The 20,375-nt window shown below is 63.3% G+C and carries 20 protein-coding genes; 8 read left to right on the top strand and 12 right to left on the bottom strand.

Annotated elements, in window-relative coordinates; genetic code table 11:
• Positions 1-192: 192 nt before the first annotated feature.
• Genes CLU91_RS10555 through CLU91_RS10545 form a run of 3 tightly spaced genes read right to left on the bottom strand, consistent with a single transcriptional unit; the run spans position 193 to position 2,978 of the window.
• Positions 193-840: a response regulator gene (locus CLU91_RS10555; protein WP_100874116.1), complete on the bottom strand. Its 648-nt coding sequence runs from the start codon at positions 838-840 to the stop codon at positions 193-195.
• A gap of 30 nt (positions 841-870) precedes the next feature.
• The gene (locus CLU91_RS10550; RefSeq protein WP_232730702.1) at positions 871-2,373 is read right to left on the bottom strand and encodes a sensor histidine kinase; all 1,503 of its coding nucleotides are present in this window, start codon (positions 2,371-2,373) and stop codon (positions 871-873) included.
• Between the two features lie 17 nt (positions 2,374-2,390).
• Positions 2,391-2,978, bottom strand: coding sequence for a hypothetical protein (locus CLU91_RS10545; protein WP_100874115.1), 588 nt, complete (start codon positions 2,976-2,978; stop codon positions 2,391-2,393).
• 115 nt (positions 2,979-3,093) lie between these two features.
• On the opposite strand from CLU91_RS10545, the gene greB reads away from it, so the two are divergent.
• Both greB and CLU91_RS10535 read left to right on the top strand, forming a co-directional pair.
• On the top strand, positions 3,094-3,660 hold the full coding sequence (gene greB, locus CLU91_RS10540; protein ID WP_100874114.1) for a transcription elongation factor GreB: 567 nt from the start codon (positions 3,094-3,096) through the stop codon (positions 3,658-3,660).
• Positions 3,661-3,729: 69 nt separating this feature from the next.
• Complete coding sequence (locus tag CLU91_RS10535) at positions 3,730-4,380, top strand: transposase (protein ID WP_100874113.1); 651 nt, start codon at positions 3,730-3,732, stop codon at positions 4,378-4,380.
• 41 nt (positions 4,381-4,421) lie between these two features.
• Here CLU91_RS10535 and CLU91_RS10530 read toward each other — a convergent pair whose 3' ends face one another.
• From CLU91_RS10530 to gmk, 3 genes are all read right to left on the bottom strand, one after another.
• On the bottom strand, positions 4,422-6,704 hold the full coding sequence (locus CLU91_RS10530; protein ID WP_100874112.1) for a RelA/SpoT family protein: 2,283 nt from the start codon (positions 6,702-6,704) through the stop codon (positions 4,422-4,424).
• A gap of 82 nt (positions 6,705-6,786) precedes the next feature.
• Complete coding sequence (gene rpoZ / locus CLU91_RS10525) at positions 6,787-6,990, bottom strand: DNA-directed RNA polymerase subunit omega (RefSeq protein WP_010400723.1); 204 nt, start codon at positions 6,988-6,990, stop codon at positions 6,787-6,789.
• A gap of 53 nt (positions 6,991-7,043) precedes the next feature.
• On the bottom strand, positions 7,044-7,682 hold the full coding sequence (gmk, locus tag CLU91_RS10520; RefSeq protein ID WP_080753685.1) for a guanylate kinase: 639 nt from the start codon (positions 7,680-7,682) through the stop codon (positions 7,044-7,046).
• A 211-nt stretch (positions 7,683-7,893) separates the two neighbouring features.
• Here gmk and CLU91_RS10515 point away from each other — a divergent pair, with 211 nt between their 5' ends.
• Positions 7,894-8,304, top strand: coding sequence for a DoxX family protein (locus tag CLU91_RS10515; protein WP_100874111.1), 411 nt, complete (start codon positions 7,894-7,896; stop codon positions 8,302-8,304).
• Positions 8,305-8,308: 4 nt separating this feature from the next.
• Here the strand turns inward: CLU91_RS10515 and CLU91_RS10510 are convergent, their stop codons facing one another.
• Entirely contained in the window at positions 8,309-9,199 is an 891-nt protein-coding gene (locus CLU91_RS10510; protein WP_099403009.1) for a YicC/YloC family endoribonuclease, read from the bottom strand.
• 277 nt (positions 9,200-9,476) lie between these two features.
• Between CLU91_RS10510 and rph the strand changes: the two genes are divergently transcribed.
• Positions 9,477-10,205, top strand: coding sequence for a ribonuclease PH (gene rph, locus CLU91_RS10505; RefSeq protein ID WP_100874110.1), 729 nt, complete (start codon positions 9,477-9,479; stop codon positions 10,203-10,205).
• Between the two features lie 7 nt (positions 10,206-10,212).
• Here the strand turns inward: rph and CLU91_RS10500 are convergent, their stop codons facing one another.
• On the bottom strand, positions 10,213-11,181 hold the full coding sequence (locus tag CLU91_RS10500) for an IS1595 family transposase (RefSeq protein ID WP_100874109.1): 969 nt from the start codon (positions 11,179-11,181) through the stop codon (positions 10,213-10,215).
• Between the two features lie 224 nt (positions 11,182-11,405).
• On the opposite strand from CLU91_RS10500, the gene rdgB reads away from it, so the two are divergent.
• Positions 11,406-11,990, top strand: coding sequence for an RdgB/HAM1 family non-canonical purine NTP pyrophosphatase (gene rdgB / locus CLU91_RS10495; protein WP_100874108.1), 585 nt, complete (start codon positions 11,406-11,408; stop codon positions 11,988-11,990).
• On the top strand, positions 11,987-13,261 hold the full coding sequence (gene hemW / locus CLU91_RS10490; RefSeq protein ID WP_100874107.1) for a radical SAM family heme chaperone HemW: 1,275 nt from the start codon (positions 11,987-11,989) through the stop codon (positions 13,259-13,261). Before rdgB ends, hemW begins: the two co-directional genes overlap by 4 nt.
• Here the strand turns inward: hemW and CLU91_RS10485 are convergent.
• From CLU91_RS10485 to CLU91_RS10475, 3 genes are all read right to left on the bottom strand, one after another.
• Positions 13,258-14,436: a tetratricopeptide repeat protein gene (locus tag CLU91_RS10485; RefSeq protein WP_100874106.1), complete on the bottom strand. Its 1,179-nt coding sequence runs from the start codon at positions 14,434-14,436 to the stop codon at positions 13,258-13,260. The two genes, hemW and CLU91_RS10485, sit on opposite strands and share 4 nt — an antisense overlap.
• Before the next feature lie 130 nt (positions 14,437-14,566).
• A complete protein-coding gene (locus CLU91_RS10480; protein WP_100874105.1) occupies positions 14,567-16,288 on the bottom strand; it encodes a methyl-accepting chemotaxis protein in 1,722 nt (573 codons plus the stop codon).
• 121 nt (positions 16,289-16,409) lie between these two features.
• On the bottom strand, positions 16,410-17,501 hold the full coding sequence (locus CLU91_RS10475; protein ID WP_100874104.1) for a patatin-like phospholipase family protein: 1,092 nt from the start codon (positions 17,499-17,501) through the stop codon (positions 16,410-16,412).
• A gap of 167 nt (positions 17,502-17,668) precedes the next feature.
• Here CLU91_RS10475 and CLU91_RS10465 point away from each other — a divergent pair, with 167 nt between their 5' ends.
• Complete coding sequence (locus CLU91_RS10465; protein ID WP_157814674.1) at positions 17,669-18,526, top strand: hypothetical protein; 858 nt, start codon at positions 17,669-17,671, stop codon at positions 18,524-18,526.
• A 66-nt stretch (positions 18,527-18,592) separates the two neighbouring features.
• Here CLU91_RS10465 and tal read toward each other — a convergent pair whose 3' ends face one another.
• Entirely contained in the window at positions 18,593-19,528 is a 936-nt protein-coding gene (gene tal / locus CLU91_RS10460) for a transaldolase (protein WP_100874101.1), read from the bottom strand.
• 169 nt (positions 19,529-19,697) lie between these two features.
• Here tal and CLU91_RS10455 point away from each other — a divergent pair, with 169 nt between their 5' ends.
• Positions 19,698-20,360, top strand: a complete 663-nt coding sequence (locus tag CLU91_RS10455) for a DUF3304 domain-containing protein (protein WP_157814673.1) — start codon at positions 19,698-19,700, stop codon at positions 20,358-20,360.
• Positions 20,361-20,375: the final 15 nt, after the last annotated feature.

Raw genomic sequence — 20,375 nt, 5'->3', positions numbered from 1 at the left:
GGCGGCGGTATGCGTGGCGCCAGCGGGAGCGCTTGCTGGTGAAGATGGCAATTTACTGGACATGTAGACGCAGCCTTTTCAGATATTTCTCATTATCCCCATGATAGGCGAGTTGGCAAAGAACTTATTGTGCGAGAAGCAAGGAGAAGTCCTGTCAATTCGCCCGATGCCAGCGGGCATGCCGCTTTGGCGTCAATCCACCAGCTGGTTGCGGATGGCGTAATGCGTCAGTTCAGCGCTATTCTTGAGTTTCATCTTGACCAGCAAGCGGGCGCGGTATTCGCTGACGGTTTTCACGGACAATTTGAGTTCTTCGGCAATGGCGCCCACCGCCTTGCCCGAGGCGATCATGACCAGGGTCTGGTACTCGCGGTCCGACAAGGTGTCGTGCAAGGCCGTTTCGTGGTCTTCGCCCACCGTGTTGGCCAGTTCCTGCGCCAGCGAGGCACTGATGTATTTCAAGCCTTGCGCCACCTGGCGGATGGCCGTGACCAGTTCACGCGGCGCACTCTGTTTCGTCAGGTAGCCGGCCGCGCCCGCCTTGAGCGAACGGATGGCGTACTGGTCCTCGCGGTGCATGGACAGCATCAGCACGGCCAGTTCCGGCTTTTCCTTCTTGATCTGCTTGAGCACCTCGATGCCGCTGCGGTCGGGCAGGGAGATGTCGAGCAGCATGACCTGGCACTTCGAGCCGCGGAACAGTTTGATGGCGTCGTGGCCATTTTCAGCTTCGCCGGCCACGATGATGTCCTTCGTGTCGGCGAGGATTTGCTTCAAGCCTTCGCGCACGATCGCATGATCGTCGGCGATGAATACCCGGATGGTGGCTTTTTCTTTCATGACTGCATTGTTTCCTATCTAATTCACCCACTAGGCCGCGTCTGGCGACGGCCCGCTGTGCGCAGGCGCACTGGCTGCAGCCGCTATTATCGCCTCTCGCGCCGTGGTCAGCCGGATTTTTATGCTCAGGAGGGTGCCGCCGTCCGGCCCGTCCACCAGGCTCAGGGTGCCGCCCAGCGCGCTGGCGCGTTCGGCCATGCCGCGGATGCCGAACGACTGCGGCTTGGCGCGGTCGGACAGGCGCATGCCGACGCCATTGTCGGCGATCGACAGGCTCAGATGCTGGCGCTGCCGGGCCAGGCGCACGCTGACCTTGTTCGCCTGCGCATGCTTGGCGATATTCGTCAGCGCCTCCTGGGCGATGCGGAACAGGCTGGTCGCCTGGTCCAGTTCCAGTTCGATATGCTGGCGGTTGCAAATGAACTGGCATTCGATGCCGGCCTGGCGCGCGAATTCCTTCACCTGCCAGTCCAGCGCGGCAACCAGGCCCAGGTCCAGCATCGAGGGGCGCAAGTCCAGCGAAATGCGGTGCACGGCGTCGATGCTGCGGTCGACCAGGGCATCGACATACTCGGCCTTGTCCTGCAGCAGCGGGTCGTCCGGCGGCAGGCGGCGCGCCAGCATGGCCAGCGCCATCTTGATCGCCGTCAAATTGCCGCCCAGGTCATCGTGCAGTTCGCGCGCCAGGCGCGTGCGTTCGTGTTCCTTGACCTTGTCGATGTGCGCAGTCAGCTCGGCCAGGCGTGCGCGCGACTGGCGCACTTCGATCTGTTCGAGCCGGCTTTCCGTGATATTCGTCATGATGCCTTCCCACTGCACCGTGCCGTCGGCCAGCGCGCGCGGCGTGGAGCGCAGGTTGATCCATTTGACGTCCTTCCAGGCATCGATCCAGATGCGGCCTTCCCAGTTCCAGCTCCACAAGGCGTTTTTTGACGCCTGCATCGACTCCAGATACGAGGTACGGTCGTCGGCCAGGATCAACTGGTAGAACAGTTCCGGGCGCGCGTGCAGCTGTGCCGGCTCCAGGCCCAGCAAGGCCTGGCAGCCATCGCTCAGGTAGGGGAAGGCGGCGCGCCCATCCGCGTGCAGGCAGAACTGGTACACCAGGCCCGGCGTATTCGAGACGATGGCGTTGAAGCGCGACTGCACCTGCGCCAGGGCGGCGGCCGTCGCCTGCGGCGTGCACAAGTCTTCGCCCTCGGCCAGCAGCAAGGCGCGGCCCTGGCGGCTGGCGCGCGACAGGTGCAGGCTGAGCGAATACAGGCTGCCATCGCGGCGGCGCTGCTGCACATGCAGCCGGGCTTGCGCGCCGATGCTGTCGTCCAGGGTCGCCAGCACGGCGGCCAGCTGCTGCGCGTCGAGCTGCGGCGCCAGGGTGAAGGGCGTCATCGCCAGCAATTGCTTGCGCGCGTACTGCAAGTTGTCACAGGCGGCATCGTTGGCATCCAGCAATTGCAAGCTGGCCGCGTCGTACAGGTAAATTTCCGGCGCCGCCGCGCGCAGGGCGGGGGCGAGCCGGGGAGTATCGTGCATGGGATGGCCTTTCTTCATCAGCGGCGGGCGCGCCAAAAGGCGGCGAAGCGGCGCAGCACTCTGGCCGGGCGGGAATTATGACGCCCTGGCGTACCCTTGCGCAAGCGCTGCCACCAGGCGCGGCGGGCGCGGCTCAGCGCGGCCGACAGGCGGCTGACTCTGCGCCACGGACGCGTGGCGCGCAGGCGGGCGATCCAGCGGTCCTTGGTTTCCATAAATACACCGTGCCAACGGGCAAACCACGGCAAACTGAGCAGGGTAGGGCGCGTCAGCTTGTACAGGCGCGCCACGGCGGCTGCGCCGCCCAGCTTGGCAATGACGATCACGCCGATGCCGGAAAACGCATGGCCGCGCGCGATCGCCAGCAGGGCCAGCAGCTTGACGGGAAACAGCAGCACGGCCGGCAGCACGAAGATGGCCAGCGCCCAGTATGGCGGCAGGCGCTTGATCCACGCTTCGAGCGCATGCAGGGGTGGAAACTGCGCCACCACCTGCATGATGCGCGCGCCCGTCGCCCACAGCCATTCCTCGATCAGCAGACAGATGGCGGCCAGGTAAACCAGCGGCGCGAACAGCCAGCGCCTGACTCTGTAGAATTTTTTCATCCGACTCCGTGTGCGGCGCAGGTTTGCCGCGATTGCCACGATGATACGTCAAAAAAGCCCGGCCGCCCCCGCATCGCGTGTGCCTGTGGCTCTCTGGCGGAGCTACAATAGACGGATGAATAAAGCCTTTGTAAAAGAATCCGACAACGACGACGATGAAGAAGCGGCCGCGCTGGCGCTGGCCATTCCCGCCGGCGCCAAGAACTACATCACGCCGGCCGGTTACCAGCGCATCAAGGAAGAGCTGCTGCAGCTGATCGACGTCGACCGTCCGGAAGTGGTGCGCATCGTGCATTGGGCGGCGTCGAATGGCGACCGGTCGGAAAATGGCGACTATATCTATGGCAAGCGCCGGCTGCGCGAAATCGACCGCCGCATCCGCTTCCTCACCAAGCGCATGGACCTGGCCGCCATCGTCGACCCCAGCGTGCATCATGGCAACGACCAGGTGTTTTTCGGCGCCACGGTAACCTATCGCACCAGCGACGGCGCAACGCACACGATCACCATCGTCGGCATCGATGAATTCGACCCGCTGAACGGCAAGATCAGCTGGATCTCGCCGATGGCGCGCACCATCACCAAGGCGCGCGAAGGCGATGTGATCACCCTCAACACGCCGCAGGGCGAGCAGGAGCTGGAGTTGCTGGAAGTGACATATCCGGCGCCGGGGGAGGGGTAGTTTGCGCTGACGCAGGGTTAGTCTTGGTAGGCCTGTCACGCTGGGACTTTCCTTTACAGGAGAGCGACCATGGCCCGCGCCCAGCGTTTGTTTATGCCTGGCATGCCTTTGCATGTGGTGCAGCGTGGGGCGGACAGGCAAGCATGCTTTCTTGATGCTAATGATCACCTGCGATACCTGTCTTATTTGAGTCTGGCGTTGCAAGCGAACCCATGCAGAATACATGCGTATGTGCACATGACTAATCATGTGCATTTGCTGTTGTCAGCGGATACGCCCGCCACCGTCTCTGGTTTGATGAAATCGCTGGCGCAACGTTACGCGCAATATTTCAATTGGCGCTATGGACGGACGGGAAGTATCTGGGATGGTCGTTACAAGTCGTGTCTGGTGCAAGATGAGATTTACCTACTGGTTTGTCAGCGTTATATCGAGCTCAATCCGGTTCGCGCTGGCATGGTTGATTTTCCAGGTGAATATCGTTGGTCCAGCTATCGCTGCAACGCGCGTGGCGAGCATGATAGCTTGGTAACTGCTCATCCGCTGTACTGGCGTCTGGGGACGAGTCCTGCTGAGGCACGTGTGGCGTATCGCGAACTTTTTCAACGGGCTTGGTCGATGAAAGAGTTAAGTCAGTTGCGCACCAGTATCAATGCCGAGTTTGCACTTGGGGATCAGGATTTTTTGCGGCATATTGCAGAACGTGGAGATCAGCCGTAAGCGTAAGCCTGGGGTCAGACCCGGCGGGTCTGACCCCAGCATTAATTGCGTTCGCGCAGGATGCGGTTCACGCCGGCCACTCTGCGCACGTTGCGCAGCAGGGCGGCCAGGTGGACGCGGTCCTTGACTTGCACGGTGAAGCGCAGCTGGTCGAGGACGTTGTCCTTGTCTTCGTCCATGCCCACATAGATGATGTTGGCGTCGGATTCGCCGATTTCGGCGGCTACTCTGGCGAGGATGCCCCGTTCGCTGTTGATCAGCACCTTGATGCGGCAGTCGAAGCGGCGGTTCAGTTCGGTGCCCCAGCGCACGGCGATCCAGCGGTCCGGTTCCTTGGCGCGCTGGCGTTTTGCCTGCGAGCAGTCGCTGGTGTGCACCAGCAGCCCCTGGTCGCGGCGCAGCTGGCCGATGATCTGGTCGCCCGGGATCGGCAGGCAGCATGGCGCCAGCTGGACCGAGACGCCTTCGCTGCCGCAGATGGTGACCGGGTCGAGTTCGCTGCCGCTATTGTGTTCCACCGGCATGCTGGCCGCTTCGCCGCCAATCAAGCCGAAGATGTGGCGCGCCACCAGGGTGGCCATGCGCTTGCCGATGCCGATGTCCGCGTACAGCTCGTCCATGGAATTGGCGCTCGATTCGTTGAGCAGGCGTTCCACCAATGGCGCTTGCAGGTCGGCGTCGATGTTCAGAGTCTGCAGTGCCTGCGACAGCAATTGCTGGCCCAGGGCGATCGATTCGGGCAGGTTAATCGTGCGCAAATGGTGGCGGATGGCCGAACGGGCTTTGCCGGTGCGCACGAACGACAGCCAGGTCGGGCTGGGGCGCGACGAGGAATCGGTGATGATTTCGACGATGTCGCCATTGTGCAGCTCGGTGCGCAGCGGCGAGGTTTCGTTGTTGATCTTGACGGCCACGGTCTGGTCGCCGATGCCCGTGTGGATCGAGTAGGCGAAGTCGATGGCCGTGGCGCCGCGCGGCAGGGCGATGATCTTCGACTTCGGCGTAAACACGTAGACGGAATCGGGGAACAGGTCGACCTTGACGTGTTCGAGGAATTCGGCCGAGTCGCCCGTCTGCTGCTGGATGTCGAGCAAGGATTGCAGCCACGCATGCGTGCGCTGCTGCAGGTCGGACGGGTTCGATTCGCCGCTCTTGTACAGCCAGTGCGCCGCCACGCCGGACTCGGCCGTGCGGTGCATTTCCTGCGTGCGGATCTGAAATTCGACGGGCGTGCCGTAGGGGCCGATGACGGTCGTGTGCAGCGACTGGTAGCCGTTCAGCTTGCGGATCGCGATGTAATCCTTGAACTTGCCCGGCATCGGCTTGTACAGGCTGTGCAGGGTGCCCAGGGTCACGTAACAATCGGCAAAGCTGCTCACCACCACGCGGAAGCCGTACACGTCCAGCACTTGCGAGAACGACAAATGCTTGCTGCGCATCTTTTTATAGATGTCGTACAGGGTCTTTTCGCGGCCCGTGACGTCGGCTTCGAGTTCGGCCATGGACAAGGTGCTTTTCACCGCTTCCATGATCTTGTTGACCACTTCGCGCCGGTTGCCGCGCGCCGCCTTGACGGCTTTCGCCAGGGTGCGGTAGCGCATCGGGTACAGGTGCGAGAACGACAGGTCCTGCAGCTCGTGGTAGATGTTGTTCAGGCCGAGGCGGTGCGCGATCGGCACGTACACTTCCATGGTCTCGCTGGCGATGCGGCGTTTTTTTGCCGCCGTCATGAAGTCCAGGGTGCGCATATTGTGCAGGCGGTCGGCCAGTTTGATCAGGATCACGCGCACGTCGGAGGCCATGGCCAGCAGCATCTTGCGGAAGTTTTCCGCCTGCGCTTCGATCTGGCTCTGAAATTCGATCTTTTCCAGCTTCGACAGGCCATCGACCAGGTGCGCCACCGGCGCGCCGAAGCGCTCGATCAATTCATCCTTCTTGACGTCCTGGTCTTCCATGACGTCGTGCAGCAGGGCGGCCATGATGGCTTGCGCGTCGAGCTTCCAGTCGGCGCAGATTTCGGCGACGGCGATCGGGTGCGAGATATACGGCTCGCCCGAGCGGCGCATCTGGCCCAGGTGCATTTCGTCGGAGAAGCGGTAGGCTTCCTTGACTTTTTTCAGGTCGGCGGGGGACAGGTATTCGGCCAGCTTGTCGGCCAGGTGGCTGACGGAGGCCACGCCGAGGGCGGGCGCTGGCGGTGCTGCGGGGGTGTTGCTGCCGGACGTGCCGGCGCCGGGCGCGGAAGCGCCCTGTGATTTTGCCGCCTGGCGCGAGGCCAGGGGCGGCAGTGCTGCAGAAGTCGTGTCGGCTGGGGTCAGACTCATAAAACGTCGCGTTGCTTTACAGTGTGAATAAACGATACGGTAGAAGCAGGGGTCAGCACTGTTCCGGCACGCGGCTTCCCAATTACATCGGGACCTTTTTCAGCATTTCGATGCCGACTTTACCGGCAGCGATTTCACGCAGTGCGACAACGGTAGGCTTGTCCTTGGCTTCCACCTTTGGGGTGTGGCCTTGCAACAACTGACGTGCGCGATAGGTCGCAGCCAGGGTCAGCTGGAAACGGTTAGGGATCTGCTTCAGGCAATCTTCGATTGTGATACGGGCCATAGTAACTCCTAAATTTGTGTGCGTGGTGCTGTGTGAACTGGCGTGCAGACGAATTACTCTGCGTGCAGGCCCAGCTGGGCGAATAGCGATGCGTTGCGGGCCGCTTGTTGCGCAAACCGGCAACGGGCCGCTCTCACGATCGCGCTCAGTTCGGACAAAGCGACCGTAAACTCTTCATTGATAATAACATACTCGAACTCGGGAGCGTGTGCGATTTCGCCGCCGGCCGCCAGCAGGCGGCGCGTGATCACGTGCGGCTCGTCCTGGCCGCGCTTGTTCAAGCGCTCTTCCAGCGCATCGATCGATGGCGGCAGGATGAAAATGCCGGCCGCGCGGGGGAATTGCTTGCGCACCTGGCGCGCGCCTTGCCAGTCGATTTCCAGCAGGATGTCGGTGCCGGCGGCCATTTGCTGCTCCACCATGATGCGCGAGGTACCATAGTAATTGCCATGCACTTCCGCCCATTCCAGGAACTCGCCCTGGTCGGCGCGCGCGACAAAGTCTTCCGCCGTCGTGAAGTAATACTCGCGGCCATGCTGCTCGCCCGGACGGGGCGCGCGCGTGGTGGTCGAAATCGACAGCTTGATGCCGGGCTCTTGCGCCAGCAATGCATTGACCAGTGTCGATTTGCCGGCGCCCGATGGTGCGGCGACCACGAACAGGCTGCCGGAGAAGGCGGTAGGGTGGCTCATGCGGATCTTTCCATATGCGTGTGATGACGGCGCCTGCGCTTGCATGGGCGCCGCCCAATTCAGTATTTTACCAAGAGGCAAGGCGACCAGCCAGTCCCCCGATGCGCCTTGCCGCCGCAGCTACCCATATTTTGCTTGTTATCTTGGGAAAATAGTTATCTAATTTCGAATGGTTTTTTCTTGATAACTATTCTACCGACAGGATGCACGCATGAAAAATTTCCCGTTTCTCAGTGTTGCCCAGGCCATGTTGCTGCTGCGCGTGGCCATCGCCGTGATGTTCATGGCCCACGCCATCGTGCGCATCGCCAATGGCACCATCCCCCGCTTTGCCGGTTTTCTGGAAGACAAGGGATTTATCTACGGCCTGGCCGTGGTGTGGGCGATTACCATCGTCGAGATCGTTTGCGGCAGCCTGCTCATCGCCGGCAAATACACGCGCTGGGCGGCGGCCGGGCTGATGGTGATCTGCGTCGGCGGCATCGCCATCGTGCATGCGGCCAAGGGCTGGTTCGTGGGCGAACATGGCGCCGGCGGCGTGGAATACAGCATCGTGCTGTTTGTCGCCTGCGTCGTCATCGCCGCCAGCGACAGGGGGCGCGCCGCAACGCGCCTGGCCTGAAGGACTATTCCAGGTTCTGCACCTGTTCGCGCATCTGCTCGATCAGCAGCTTCAAGTCCATCGAGGCGTCGGCCAGTTCCTTGACGGACGCCTTGGCACCCAAGGTGTTGGCTTCGCGGTTCAGTTCCTGCATCATGAAGTCGAGGCGCTTGCCCACTTGCCCGCCCTTGGTGAGGATGTGGCGCGTTTCGCCCAGGTGGGCCGACAGGCGCGCCAGTTCTTCCGACACGTCGATGCGGATGCCGTACAAAATGACTTCCTGGCGGATGCGCTCCATGGCGTCCTGGCGCGACAGGGCCGAATTCGAGCCCTGGCTGGCCAGGCCCAGCGCATCCTGCATGCGCTCGATGGCTTTTTGCTGGAAGGCCGCCACCACTTGCGGTATCAATGGCGTGATGCGCTTGACGATGGCTTCCATCGCTTCGATGCGCGACACCAGCACCGCTTCGAGCGCCGCGCCTTCGCGCTTGCGGCTGTCGACGAAGGCCGCCACGGTGCGGCGGGTCAGCGCGCCCACGTCCGCCTGCAAGGACTCTTGCCCCACTTGCGCTTCTTCGATGACGCCCGGCCAGCGCAGCAGTTCTGCCACCGTCATGACGGGGGCGGAGACAAAATGCTGGCCTACTTCGTTTTGCAGGCGCGCCAGTTCGGCCAGCAGGGGCAGGTTCAGCGCCTGCGTGCCGGCGGTGGCGGCCTTGCGGCCAAAGCTCAGGCGTACCTCGACTTTGCCGCGCGTGATGGCGGACATGACGGCGGCGCGCAGGTCAGGCTCCAGCGCCCGCAGATCGTCGTTGATCCGGAATTGCAGGTCGAGAAAGCGCGAGTTGACGCTCTTGATTTCAATTGTCAGTGTGCCTGCAGCACCTTCGCTGGTGGCAACCGCGTAGCCTGTCATGCTTGAAATGCTCAAAGGATTCCCCGATTTGGTCTTGTATACAGTCACTTATACACTTAATCAGCCAGCGCAGGCAATACCGCCCGCGCTGCAAAACAGGACTGAAGTGCGCGATGGCCTGAAAATTGCTGAATAGTGTGCGTTTTACGGCATTGTAAAGAAAATTGTGTTTGGCGGGGCAGGATTGTAGGGATCTTGTGCGCGGGCCGCCCTGCGCCGTGGCATGGCGCCGCGGTGGTAAAATCGCGGCCGCAACCCCAATCACACAGGACACCCCATGACATTTGAATCCCGCCCGAGCGGCCGCGCCGTCGATGCGCTGCGCGCCATCCGCATCACCCGCCAGTACACCAAGCATGCCGAAGGTTCGGTGCTGATCGAGTGCGGCGACACCAAGGTCATCTGCACCGCCAGCATCGAAGACAAGGTGCCGGGTTTCCTGAAGGGCAAGGGCCAGGGCTGGTTGACGGCCGAGTACGGCATGCTGCCGCGCTCGACGCACACGCGCATGGACCGCGAAGCGGCGCGCGGCAAGCAGTCCGGCCGCACGCAGGAAATCCAGCGCCTGATCGGCCGCTCGCTGCGCGCCGCCTTCGATCTGCAGGCGTTCGGCGAACGCACTTTGCACCTCGATTGCGACGTCATCCAGGCCGATGGCGGCACGCGCACGGCCTCGATCACGGGTGCCATGGTGGCCGCGTATGACGCGTTTTCCCAGCTGCAGGCGCGCGGCGCGATCGCCGCCATCCCCGTGAAAAGCTTTGTCGCCGCCATCTCGGTGGGCGTCTACCAGGGCATGCCGGTGCTGGACCTGGACTATGTGGAAGACTCGGGCTGCGACACGGACATGAACGTGGTGATGACGGAAGCGGGCCACTTCATCGAAGTGCAGGGCACGGCCGAAGGCGCCGCCTTCGACCGCGCCGGCATGAACCGCTTGCTGGACCTGGCGCAAGGCGGCATCGCCGACCTGATCGCCATGCAGAAGCAAGCCCTCGGCATGTAATCTTTGGCTATGTCACCGTCAGATGTGGGAATGTCCCCAAAGTGGCTCTGAGCAAGCTTTCGGGGGACAATATTCTCCGTGCGTCGAGTATCCAGCGCCAGCCCAGGTAGTTGGGCAGGTAGCGCGTGGCCACGCCATGAAACGCACGCAGCCAGCCGAGCAACCTGCTGTGATACGCATTGACGTTCTGCACATGCACCGTGCCGCGCACGCGAACGCCGGCCCGCAAGTTAACGGCCGCATGCCCGATGCCGATCTCCCTGGCAAACACGGGATAGGCCGGATGGCCATCGCTCACCAACAAGATGTCACGGTCGATCACCGCTGGCAGGCAGGCGTGCAGTTTGGCCTTGCTCAGCTGGCCCATGCCGGCAATGAAGTCGACGGTTTGGCCGGTGCGGTCGCGCGCCACCAGCACGCACACCTGCTCATTGGAAATGCCACGCTGGCTGGCGCGGCCTCCGCGCTTGCGCGCCGGACGCGTCATGTGTTTTGAACCTTTCTGCGACTCGAGCACATACATCTCGTCGGCTTCGGTAATGCCATGCAGGCAGCGCGGTCGGTCGGTCTTGGCCAGCGCGAGGAAACGGTGGCGCCAGCGAAAGCTGGTGTTGCGATGGATATGCACCTTGCTGGCCGCCTTGCGTACCGAAAACGAGTTGAGCAGGCAATCGGCATAGGCCAGCCAGCGTTCCTTGTGGTGCAGATGCGCCAGCGGCGTGCCGCTCAAGGCGTTGAAGGTTTTGCGGCAAGGCACGCAGCGATAGCGCTGCAGACCGTGGGCCTGGCCGTGACGGTGGAAATGTGTCGATCGACAGCTGGGACAATGCAGTTGCGCCAGCGCTGTTTGCTCGATCAGGACGACGGCCGCAGCCTGTGGCGCGCTGGTGCGCAATAATTCGCTGCTGGCAAGACGCTGGCGGCGCGACAGTTGCGGGAATTGGCTGGCGAAGGTCTGCCACTGGGCGGCGTCCATGATCGGCTCCTTGAAAGGAAATACCTGATCCAGTTAGACCTCAGCAACTGTGGCGCGTTCCCACCGCTTTCGATGACAGAGCCTAATCTTTACACAGATTTACACATTGCCGCCCGCCGCGCCGGGCAACAGGCCCGCTTTTGCCGCCGTTGAGCGTGGCGGCGGGCCAAGGTGAGGGGAGCGCAAAAGGTTTACAATGTCGGCACTTCAACCGGACTACTGACATGACCCAACGCCTCATCCTCGCCTCCAACAACGCCGGCAAGCTCAAGGAATTCAACGAGCTGCTCTCGACCATCGGTTTTTCCGTCCACGCCCAGGGCGAGTATGACGTGCCGGAAAGCGACGAGCCGTTCCACACCTTCGTTGAAAACGCGCTGCAAAAGGCGCGCCACGCATCGCGCCTGACGGGCTTGCCGGCGCTGGCCGACGATTCCGGCGTGTGCGTCAATGCGCTCGGCGGCGCGCCGGGCGTGTATTCGGCCCGCTATGCGGGCGAGCCGAAATCGGACGCGGCCAACAGCGCCAAACTGATCGCCGACCTCGAAGTGCATGCCGACAAGTCCGCCTATTACTATTGCGTGCTGGTGTACGTGCGCCATGCGGACGACCCGCAACCGGTGATCGCCGACGGCCGCTGGAATGGCGAGATGATCGCCACTGCGCGCGGCAACGGCGGCTTCGGCTACGACCCGCATTTCTTCCTTCCTGCGCTGGGCAAGTGCGCGGCCGAACTGACGTCCGATGAAAAGAACGCGCTGTCGCACCGCGGCCAGGCCCTGCGCGCGCTGGTGGAAAAGCTGCGATGATTCCGATCAAACTGGTGGGCGCCGTTGCCAGGTCGGCAGCCAAGCCCGGAGCGTCGCCCGCGCCGCAGGAAGGCATTTCCGGCGCGGCCGGAGCGGCCCTGAAATACCTGCAGCCTGGCGCGCTGAACCTGACGGCCCTGCCGCCGCTGTCGCTGTACATTCACTTTCCGTGGTGCGTGAAAAAATGCCCGTATTGCGACTTCAATTCGCACGAGGTGCGCGGCGACTTGCCGGAAGCCGAATACCTGGCGGCCCTGCGTCTGGACCTGGAAATGGCGCTGCCGCTGATCTGGGGCCGCAAGATCCACACGATTTTCATCGGCGGTGGCACGCCCAGCCTGATGTCGGCGGCGGGGCTGGACCGGCTGATGTCGGACGTGCGCACCCTGCTGCCACTGGAGCCCGATTGCGAAATCACCATGGAAGCCAATCCGGGCACCTTCGAAGCGGAAAAATTCAAGTCCTACCGGGCCAGCGGCATCAACCGTTTGTCGATCGGCATCCAGAGCTTCAATGGCCGCCATTTGCAGGCGCTGGGCCGCATCCATGACGACAACGAGGCGCGCCGCGCGGTGGAGATCGCGCACGCCAATTTCGACAATTTCAACCTCGACCTGATGTACGCGCTGCCCACGCAAACGCTGGACGAGGCGCGGCAGGACCTGGAAACGGCGCTGTCGTTCGCGCCGCCGCATTTGTCGCTGTACCACCTGACGCTCGAACCCAATACCCTGTTCGCCAAGTATCCGCCTGCGCTGCCGGACGATGACGCAAGCGCCGACATCGCCGACATGGTGGCTGAGCGCGCGGCGCAGGCGGGCTATGGCCGCTACGAAGTGTCGGCGTATGCGCAGCCGGGCCGCCAGGCTAAACACAACCGCAATTACTGGGAATTCGGCGATTATCTGGGCATCGGCGCGGGCGCGCATTCGAAGATTTCGTTCCCGCACCGCGTGCTGCGCCAGGCCCGCTACAAGCAGCCGCGCGCCTACATGGACGCGGTATTGGCCGGTAACCCCGTGCAGGAAGAGCGCGAGCTGGCGCGCGAGGAAATGGGTTTTGAATTCATGCTCAATACCCTGCGCCTGACGCAGGGCTTTGCGCCCAACCTGTTCGCCGAGCGCACGGGCCTGGCCATCAACGCCATCGAGCGGCCGCTCAATGCGGCCGAAGCGAAAGGCTTGCTGTACCGCGACCATCAGCTCATCCGCCCGACGGAACGGGGATTGTGCTTCCTGAACGACCTGCAGCAGATGTTCCTGGAAGATTAATGCGTGGTGAGGGTGCGCAGGCGCTGCAGCTTGGCCGCGTATAGTCCGTGCTCGCTGCGCGTGGTGCTGTTGTCCATCGCCAGTTCCAGCTGGCGTCCGGCCTGCGCCAGCTGTCCCATGCGCGCATACGCCTGCGCCAGCCAGAAGTGGAATTCATGGTAGTAGGGGTCGCGCGCGATCTCGCGCTTGAACAGGCGCGCCGCTTCCTGGTAGTCGGCCGTTTCCATGGCGCGCTGGCCCTGGTTGAAAAAGTGGAACGGCGGCTCTGGCTGCAGGGCCAGCAATTTGCGCCGCAGCAGCTGGGCTTCGTCCGCGCGTCCCAGGCCGTCGAGCGCCTGCGCCAGGTTGGACAGCAGCACGGTATTCGAGGGCGAGCGTTCCAGTGCGTAAGCGAGCGTGCGCCGCGCCGGTTCGGTATCGCCGTGGCGCAGCTGGATGATGCCCAGGGTATTGAAGGAACCCGCAAACGTGGGGTCTTGCAGGATGGCGGCGCGGGCATACCAGTAGGCTTGATCGAGCTCGCCGCTGGCCATGGCTTCGGCGGCGCGATTGTTGAGGTACATGGCCACGATGGTTGCCTCGCGCACTTCCTGCGTGCGCTGGCCGACGAGGTCTTCGCCAGGCAGGAAGTCGATGAGCAGGGTGGCATCGGAATCGTAGCCGACCGCATTGCTGAGGGGACGGCGTTCCAGCGCGAGATTGACGTGGCCGGCGACGAAATACATGCCGCCGCTGCGGCTCCAGCTCTCGTCTCCCAGGACCACCTGGTAACGTACTTCCAGCCCCATCTCCTTGGCCAGTGCCGCCGTCATCAGCACCAGCGACAGGCAATTGCCGCTGCGCGCATCGAACGCCTGCGCCGCCGTGCGTGTCATGGCGGCATCATATTCCAGCTGCAGCCCGGCCCGGTTGCGCAGGGCATCGGCCAGCGCGCGGCGGGGATTCTTGCTGCGCGCCTCGCGCGCGATATCGACACGCACGTAAAGCCGCATGGCCTCGCTCATGGCAAACGCCTGCTGCGGGTCGACCGGCACGGCCGGCGCGGCAAAGCTGGCATCGTTGAACAGGTCGGGTGGCGGCGGCGTGGCGGGCGCCGTGGCGCAGCCGGCAAGGAATGCGCACAGCAGCAAGGGGGACAGGAAGGCCAGGCGCAGCTGTTCGCTGATACGTTTCATGTTCGTGCTCCCGCAGAACGATGTCAGGCGCAACACGTATTGCTGCCGGTGGAGCGCCCTGCCACCTGAAACAAGTATCCTCGCGCGCCACGGCGCTGTCAAACCCTTTCAATCGGCGCCGCCGTCAGCCTTAAAACTCTTCCCAATCCTGCTCGCCAGCCACCTGCACCTGGGGCTTGCGCGCAGCAGGCGCGCTCCTGGCAGCGATGCTGGGCTGCCTGGCGGTGGCGCTCCTGGCCGCCGGCTTGGCCAGCTGGGTGGGCGCCGGCCGCGCGGCGCGTACCGGCGCCACTGCCTGCGTCACGTGTTCGAGCTGGAAGCCGGCCGCCACCTGCGCCAGGCGCGCCGCCTGATCCTGCATGCTCTCGGCCGCCGCCGCCGCTTCCTCCACCAGGGCCGCATTTTGCTGCGTTACCTGGTCCATTTGCGCGATGGCCTGATTGACCTGGTCGATGCCCATGCTTTGCTCGGCGCTGGCGGCGGTGATCTCGGCCATGATGTCGGTGACGCGTCGCACGCTGTCGACCACTTCGCTCATGGTGCTGCCGGCCTGCTGCACCAGCCGGGTGCCGTTGTTGACCTGTTCCACCGAGTCGCCGATCAGGGTCTTGATTTCGCGCGCCGCGGCGGCCGAGCGCTGCGCCAGGCTGCGCACTTCCGTGGCCACGACGGCAAAGCCGCGCCCCTGCTCGCCGGCACGCGCCGCTTCGACGGCCGCGTTCAATGCCAGGATATTCGTCTGGAAGGCGATGCCGTCGATGACGCCGATGATGTCGACGATTTTCGTCGATGCCGTGTCGATGGCGCCCATGGTATCGACCACCTGGCTGACGATGCTGCCGCCCCGTTCGGCCACGCTGGACGCGGCGACCGCCATCTGGTTGGCCTGGCGCGCATTGTCCGCATTCTGCTTCACGGTGCTGGTCAGTTCTTCCATCGACGACGCCGTCTCTTCCAGCGAACTGGCCTGCTGCTCCGTGCGCGCCGACAGATCCTGGTTGCCGGCGGCGATTTCGCCCGATGCCGTGGCAATCGCGTTGGTACCCGTCTGCACTTCCGACACCACCTTGCGCAGCGCCTCGTTCATGCCGTGCAGCGCGCGCATCAGGTCGCCGATTTCATCGCTGGCCGCCGTGCCGAAATGCGTGCGCAAATCGCCCGCGGCGACCGTTTCTGCCACCTTGACGGCCGCCTGCAGGGGCGCGGTGATCGAACGCGTGATCAGCCAGGCGCAGACGCTGCCCAGCGCCACCACCAGTGCGCACAAGGTCAGCAGCAGGGTGAAGCTGCGCCCGTTGGCTGCCTCGATGGCGTGCGCCGTCGCGTCGATGGCCTGGCGCTGCTGCGCCAGCAAGGCCTTGACGTTGTTCTGGTATTTGGCGGCGGCCGGGGCGAAGCTGTCGCGGTAGGTGCTTTCCGCCTGCGCCGCGTTGCCGGCCTTGCGCGCATTCATCACCAGGGTCTTGGCATCCTGGTATTTGACGCGCTCGGCGATGGACGATTTGAAGATGGCTTTTTCTTCATCGCTGTCGAGCAGCGCCTCGATTTTCTTCAGCAGTTCGCTGCCCTGTTTGGTGCTGTCGGCGATGGTGTCGGCAAACACGCTGGACAGGGTTTCATCCGTGCTTTTGGCGATCATCGAGGTGCGCGCGATGGCCGAGTAAATCAGTACATACCAGTCCGATACCAGACGTTCCTTGGCCAGCGGTTTTTCCATCATTTGCCGCGTCGCTTCGGCATTCACGCGCGCGCTGTACAGCGCATACGAGGTGGAAATCACGGACAGCAGCAGTACCAGCGCGAAGCCTGCCGCCAGGCGCGTGCCGATACGAAGGTGGGAGAGGGCATGCATGGTTGGAGCTCCTGTCGCAGAGGGGATTTAATTGCCTGTGCGACATAGTATGCACTGATAAGTGACCAATAGGCGAGGGAAAAGCGCGCTTGTTTTGGTGCCTGTTGCAGTCTCGCCCGTGCTACAGGTCGAGCGTCTGGCGCAGGTCCGGCAACTCGGCCCAGCGGGCGAAGGCGGCTGCCATGCGTTCGCTTTCCGCGATGGCGCGGCGCCAGTCGCGCATGCGCGCCGCGTGGTCTTGCCCGTAATGGGGGAAGTCGCGCCGGTCCGGCAGTTTGCCGTTCGGCAGGCTGGCCACGAAGGCGGGCGAGGGCGAGACGAGGATCATGTTGTCGAGTGCGCTATCGCCGCTGCGCGCGCGGCGCCAGGGCATGGCCTTGTCCAGCCAGCCCGGCACGATATGGTCGGCAAAATGCGGGTACAGCACCAGGTCCGGTTCGCGCTGGTAAGGCAGGTGCAGATGGTAGTCGACCAGGCCGCCGTCCCAGTAGCGCCCGGGCGGCGCGCCGGCGATGTCCGTCACGGCATCGAGCACCAGCGGGATGGAGCCGGAAGCGAGCAGCGCGTCGCGCAGGTTCTTTTGCGCCAGCGGCACGAAGTGGGAATGAAAGGCGTCGAAGCGCGAGCGCAGCCAGCTGGCGCCGTCCGGCCCGGCATGGAACACAGCGCGTTCCAGCGAGGCGGCCAGACGCGCGCGCGCCACGGCGTTGCCGGCGGCCGCCAGCAGGAAGCCGCACCGGTCGCGCCATTTTCCCGGCTGCGCCAGCGCGCCGACGCCGCGCACGGCCAGCACCGACAGGCTGTGGCGCTCGTGCTGCAGCAGCTGCGCATCCTGTCCATCGAGGACGGCGTCGAGCAGGGCGCGGCAGGTGCGGCTGACGTGCGCCGCCTCGGGCTTGTCGGGATAACGCTGGCCCACGTATTCGCGCACCAGGCGGCGCTGCGCGGCCACCGGGTCGGGGAACACGGCGGCGGCCATGCGCCAGGCGCCTATCGAGGCGCCGACGAAGTGGCGCGGGCGCGGCGCCTGCGCCAGAAAATCACCGAACAGCCAGCAATCGAGCTGGTGCAGGATCAAGCCTTTCGGCCCACCCGCGGCGGCAGGCACGATGGCGATGTCGCTGGCGCGCAAGCCGTTTTCGGCAATGCGGGCGCGGGCGCGGCGGCCCAGGCGGATGGTGATGGCGGACGAAGCAGGCAGGGTGAAGGACATGCGCGTGGCGGCTGGTGGCGATTACTTATTGTAGCGATTGTAGCGTCATGCCGTGCCAAAGGGCGGTGGCAGGCGTGCGACAGTTGAGAGGAAAAAGCAATATTATCTGGAAACTAAATTGCATTGCAAGCGTACCGTCCTTGCCTTTTTTGATTGATAAGAGATACATGAAAAAACCCACCTGTGCCTTCAACCTTGTTCTGCCAGTCTTGCTCGCTGCTACCCTCAGTGCCTGCGGCGGCGGCTCTTCCTCCTCCGATGCCCTGGTTGCCGCGAATCCGGCCCAGCCCGTCAATCCAGTCCCCCCTGTGACGCAGGTCACTCCGCCGCCCGCCGGCAGCGACACGGGCAGCGTCAGCGCGCCGTTTGCGAAGGGGCCGAGCCCGCGCTACCTGCTGCTGGCCGTTGCCAGCCAGGCTTACGGCACCTTGGGCAGCGTGGCGCAAGGCAGCTCCGGCGCCCTGAGCGAGATCTCTGGCGTCAGCTTCAGCGGCACGCCCGCCATCACGCGCGACATTGTCGGCGACGCGGCATTTGCGCAGGGACGGTGGTTCACCGGCACCCTCACGCGCAGCAGCGGTAGCACGGTCATGAGCGGCAACAATGCCAGCGCCCATTACAGCGTCTACAACACGGTGGCGGCCTTGCCATTCGCCGGCGCCTTCCAATGCGATGCGGGCAAGTTCACGGCGCCCAGCTATACGGGCGGCGCCAGCGTGCAGCAGGACGGCTATTTCGGCACGGCAAGCGGCAGCGCCACCTTGTCCTTTGGCGCCGCAGGCGCCACGCTGGCCATGACGGTCGATGCCACTGCCGGCGGCAGCACCGGCAAGGCCAGCGGCAGCGGCACGATCAAGACGCCGGACATGACGGTCATCAGCGGCGGCTTCCTGGGCGGCAGTTCGGGCATGCTGCTGGCGCTGGGCGACGGCGGCACGGGAAGCTACCTCGTCACGGGCGGCTACAAGGTGGTCATGGCGAATGGCGCCAATTACCAGGGCGTGGCCACCTTCCGCTGTTCTTGATCGCGCAGGCATGAAAAAAGCGGCGCCGTGCAATGCACGGACGCCGCTTTTTTACGCACGAGGCGATTAACGCAGCGCCGCGATCATCTGTTTCAGCTTGCCGGAATCGACGCAGAAGGCGCGGATGCCTTCGGCCAGCTTCTCCGTCGCCATCGCGTCTTCATTCATCATGAAACGGAAGGCTTCTTCGTTGAGCGACATGTGCACGATGTTGGTCGATGGCGCCGCTTCGGCGCTCAGCTTGCGCTCCACTGGGGCATCGCTGTCGGCCAGCTTTTGCAGCAGGTCGGGGCTGATGGTGAGCAGGTCGCAGCCGGCCAGTTCGAGGATTTGCGAGGTGTTGCGGAAGCTCGCGCCCATCACCTCGGTCTTGTAGCCAAACTTGCGGTAGTAGTTGTAGATGCGGCGGACCGACTGCACGCCCGGGTCTTCCGCGCCCATGTAATCGATGCCCGTCGATTTCTTGTACCAGTCGTAGATGCGGCCGACGAAGGGTGAAATCAGCTGCGCGCCTGCTTCGGCGCAGGCGATGGCCTGTGCCAGCGAGAACAGCAGGGTCATGTTGCAGCGGATGCCTTCCTTTTCCAGGATGGCGGCGGCGCGGATGCCTTCCCAGGTGGAGGCGATCTTGATCAGCACGCGCTCGCGGGCAATGCCGGCGTTCGAATACAGGGCGATCAGGTCGCGGCCCTTGGCCACCGTGCCTTCCGTGTCGAATGACAGGCGCGCATCGACTTCGGTGGAGACGCGGCCGGGGATGGTTTGCAGGATTTCCTCGCCAAACGCGATCAGCAGGCGGTCGATGATTTCGCCGTTGGAAGCGTTCGGATGGTCGCGCACGGCCTTTTCCAGCAGCGGCTTGTATTCATCCTTCTGCACGGCCTTCAGGATCAGCGACGGATTCGTCGTCGCATCGCGCGGCGTGTAGGCCTGGATCGATTGGAAGTCGCCGGTGTCGGCCACCACGGTAGTAAATTGCTTCAGTTGTTCGAGTTGGTTCATGGCTGCACGGGAAAGAGTGAATGGGCTTGCCGGACTATTGTACCGAATCCATCGCATGTGGGATCCACTATTGTCTTCTCCCTGGCACTACTTGCCTAATTGAATCTTGCTTTTTTGGGAATGCGCGCATAATTGCCCGGACTTGTCTGTTTTGTACATTTTTCTGATCATGAAAAAATTTATCCTCATCCTGTTGTCCCTGTCCATGCTGGCTGCCTGCAATGCCAGGGAGAAGGAGGAGCGATTGCAAAAAGAGTTAAGTGAGCAAACTTTTACGACCACTTCCTATAACTACACGCCGTACGACCTGTATTCCATTGCCTACAAGGAAGTCTCGCTGCCCTTCAATATCGATGACGCGCCCAGCGGCGGCTCCATTTTTTTTCGCGACGCCAGCGAGAGGACACTGGATAATGGTGAAAAAGTTGCCGTCAGCATTGGCAATTGCTGTTTAAGCTGGGACCGGCCGCTCGACAAGCCGCTGAGGGTGCGGGTGGTGTGGAGCGTGGTATTTGACACGAGCTACCACGATGGAAAATCGAGTCTGTCTTATGATGAACGCACGTCACGGAGCAGTGCTCCCGGCAGCCGCTGGTGCCAGGCCATGGTCGACATTCTTCCCGCGACAGGTCCCGACCGCCCGCACATCGTGCTCTTGCACTTTCTTGCCGATGGCACGGTGCAGGCACGGCTGGGAACATTCAAGACGGATACGCCGCTTGCTGCAGCCGAGGTGAAATCGCATGCCACGCGCCTTCCCCAGGGACAGTTCTGCCGGCAAGAAATTGAGAATCCTTTCTATGGCATCCCCCGCAAGCCGCATCTGGAATGACGCATGGGCAAGGCG

The organism is Janthinobacterium sp. 64 (genome assembly GCF_002813325.1).
GTDB lineage: Bacteria > Pseudomonadota > Gammaproteobacteria > Burkholderiales > Burkholderiaceae_D > Janthinobacterium.
The sequence above is the reverse complement of the archived record's forward strand: the minus strand, read 5'-3'. Positions and strand labels throughout refer to the sequence as shown.

Coding starts and splice junctions, on each gene's coding strand:
- CLU91_RS10485 (WP_100874106.1), bottom strand. CDS start 14,436: ATGAAACGTATCAGCGAACAGCTGCGCCTGGCCTTCCTGTCCCCCTTG.
- CLU91_RS10500 (WP_100874109.1), bottom strand. CDS start 11,181: ATGGACGCCGCCCAGTGGCAGACCTTCGCCAGCCAATTCCCGCAACTG.
- CLU91_RS10510 (WP_099403009.1), bottom strand. CDS start 9,199: ATGACAGGCTACGCGGTTGCCACCAGCGAAGGTGCTGCAGGCACACTG.
- CLU91_RS10480 (WP_100874105.1), bottom strand. CDS start 16,288: ATGCATGCCCTCTCCCACCTTCGTATCGGCACGCGCCTGGCGGCAGGC.
- rph (WP_100874110.1), top strand. CDS start 9,477: ATGACATTTGAATCCCGCCCGAGCGGCCGCGCCGTCGATGCGCTGCGC.
- tal (WP_100874101.1), bottom strand. CDS start 19,528: ATGAACCAACTCGAACAACTGAAGCAATTTACTACCGTGGTGGCCGAC.
- CLU91_RS10555 (WP_100874116.1), bottom strand. CDS start 840: ATGAAAGAAAAAGCCACCATCCGGGTATTCATCGCCGACGATCATGCG.
- CLU91_RS10530 (WP_100874112.1), bottom strand. CDS start 6,704: ATGAGTCTGACCCCAGCCGACACGACTTCTGCAGCACTGCCGCCCCTG.
- greB (WP_100874114.1), top strand. CDS start 3,094: ATGAATAAAGCCTTTGTAAAAGAATCCGACAACGACGACGATGAAGAA.
- hemW (WP_100874107.1), top strand. CDS start 11,987: ATGATTCCGATCAAACTGGTGGGCGCCGTTGCCAGGTCGGCAGCCAAG.
- rpoZ (WP_010400723.1), bottom strand. CDS start 6,990: ATGGCCCGTATCACAATCGAAGATTGCCTGAAGCAGATCCCTAACCGT.
- CLU91_RS10465 (WP_157814674.1), top strand. CDS start 17,669: ATGAAAAAACCCACCTGTGCCTTCAACCTTGTTCTGCCAGTCTTGCTC.
- CLU91_RS10515 (WP_100874111.1), top strand. CDS start 7,894: ATGAAAAATTTCCCGTTTCTCAGTGTTGCCCAGGCCATGTTGCTGCTG.
- CLU91_RS10550 (WP_232730702.1), bottom strand. CDS start 2,373: ATGCACGATACTCCCCGGCTCGCCCCCGCCCTGCGCGCGGCGGCGCCG.
- gmk (WP_080753685.1), bottom strand. CDS start 7,682: ATGAGCCACCCTACCGCCTTCTCCGGCAGCCTGTTCGTGGTCGCCGCA.
- rdgB (WP_100874108.1), top strand. CDS start 11,406: ATGACCCAACGCCTCATCCTCGCCTCCAACAACGCCGGCAAGCTCAAG.
- CLU91_RS10455 (WP_157814673.1), top strand. CDS start 19,698: ATGAAAAAATTTATCCTCATCCTGTTGTCCCTGTCCATGCTGGCTGCC.
- CLU91_RS10535 (WP_100874113.1), top strand. CDS start 3,730: ATGGCCCGCGCCCAGCGTTTGTTTATGCCTGGCATGCCTTTGCATGTG.
- CLU91_RS10475 (WP_100874104.1), bottom strand. CDS start 17,501: ATGTCCTTCACCCTGCCTGCTTCGTCCGCCATCACCATCCGCCTGGGC.
- CLU91_RS10545 (WP_100874115.1), bottom strand. CDS start 2,978: ATGAAAAAATTCTACAGAGTCAGGCGCTGGCTGTTCGCGCCGCTGGTT.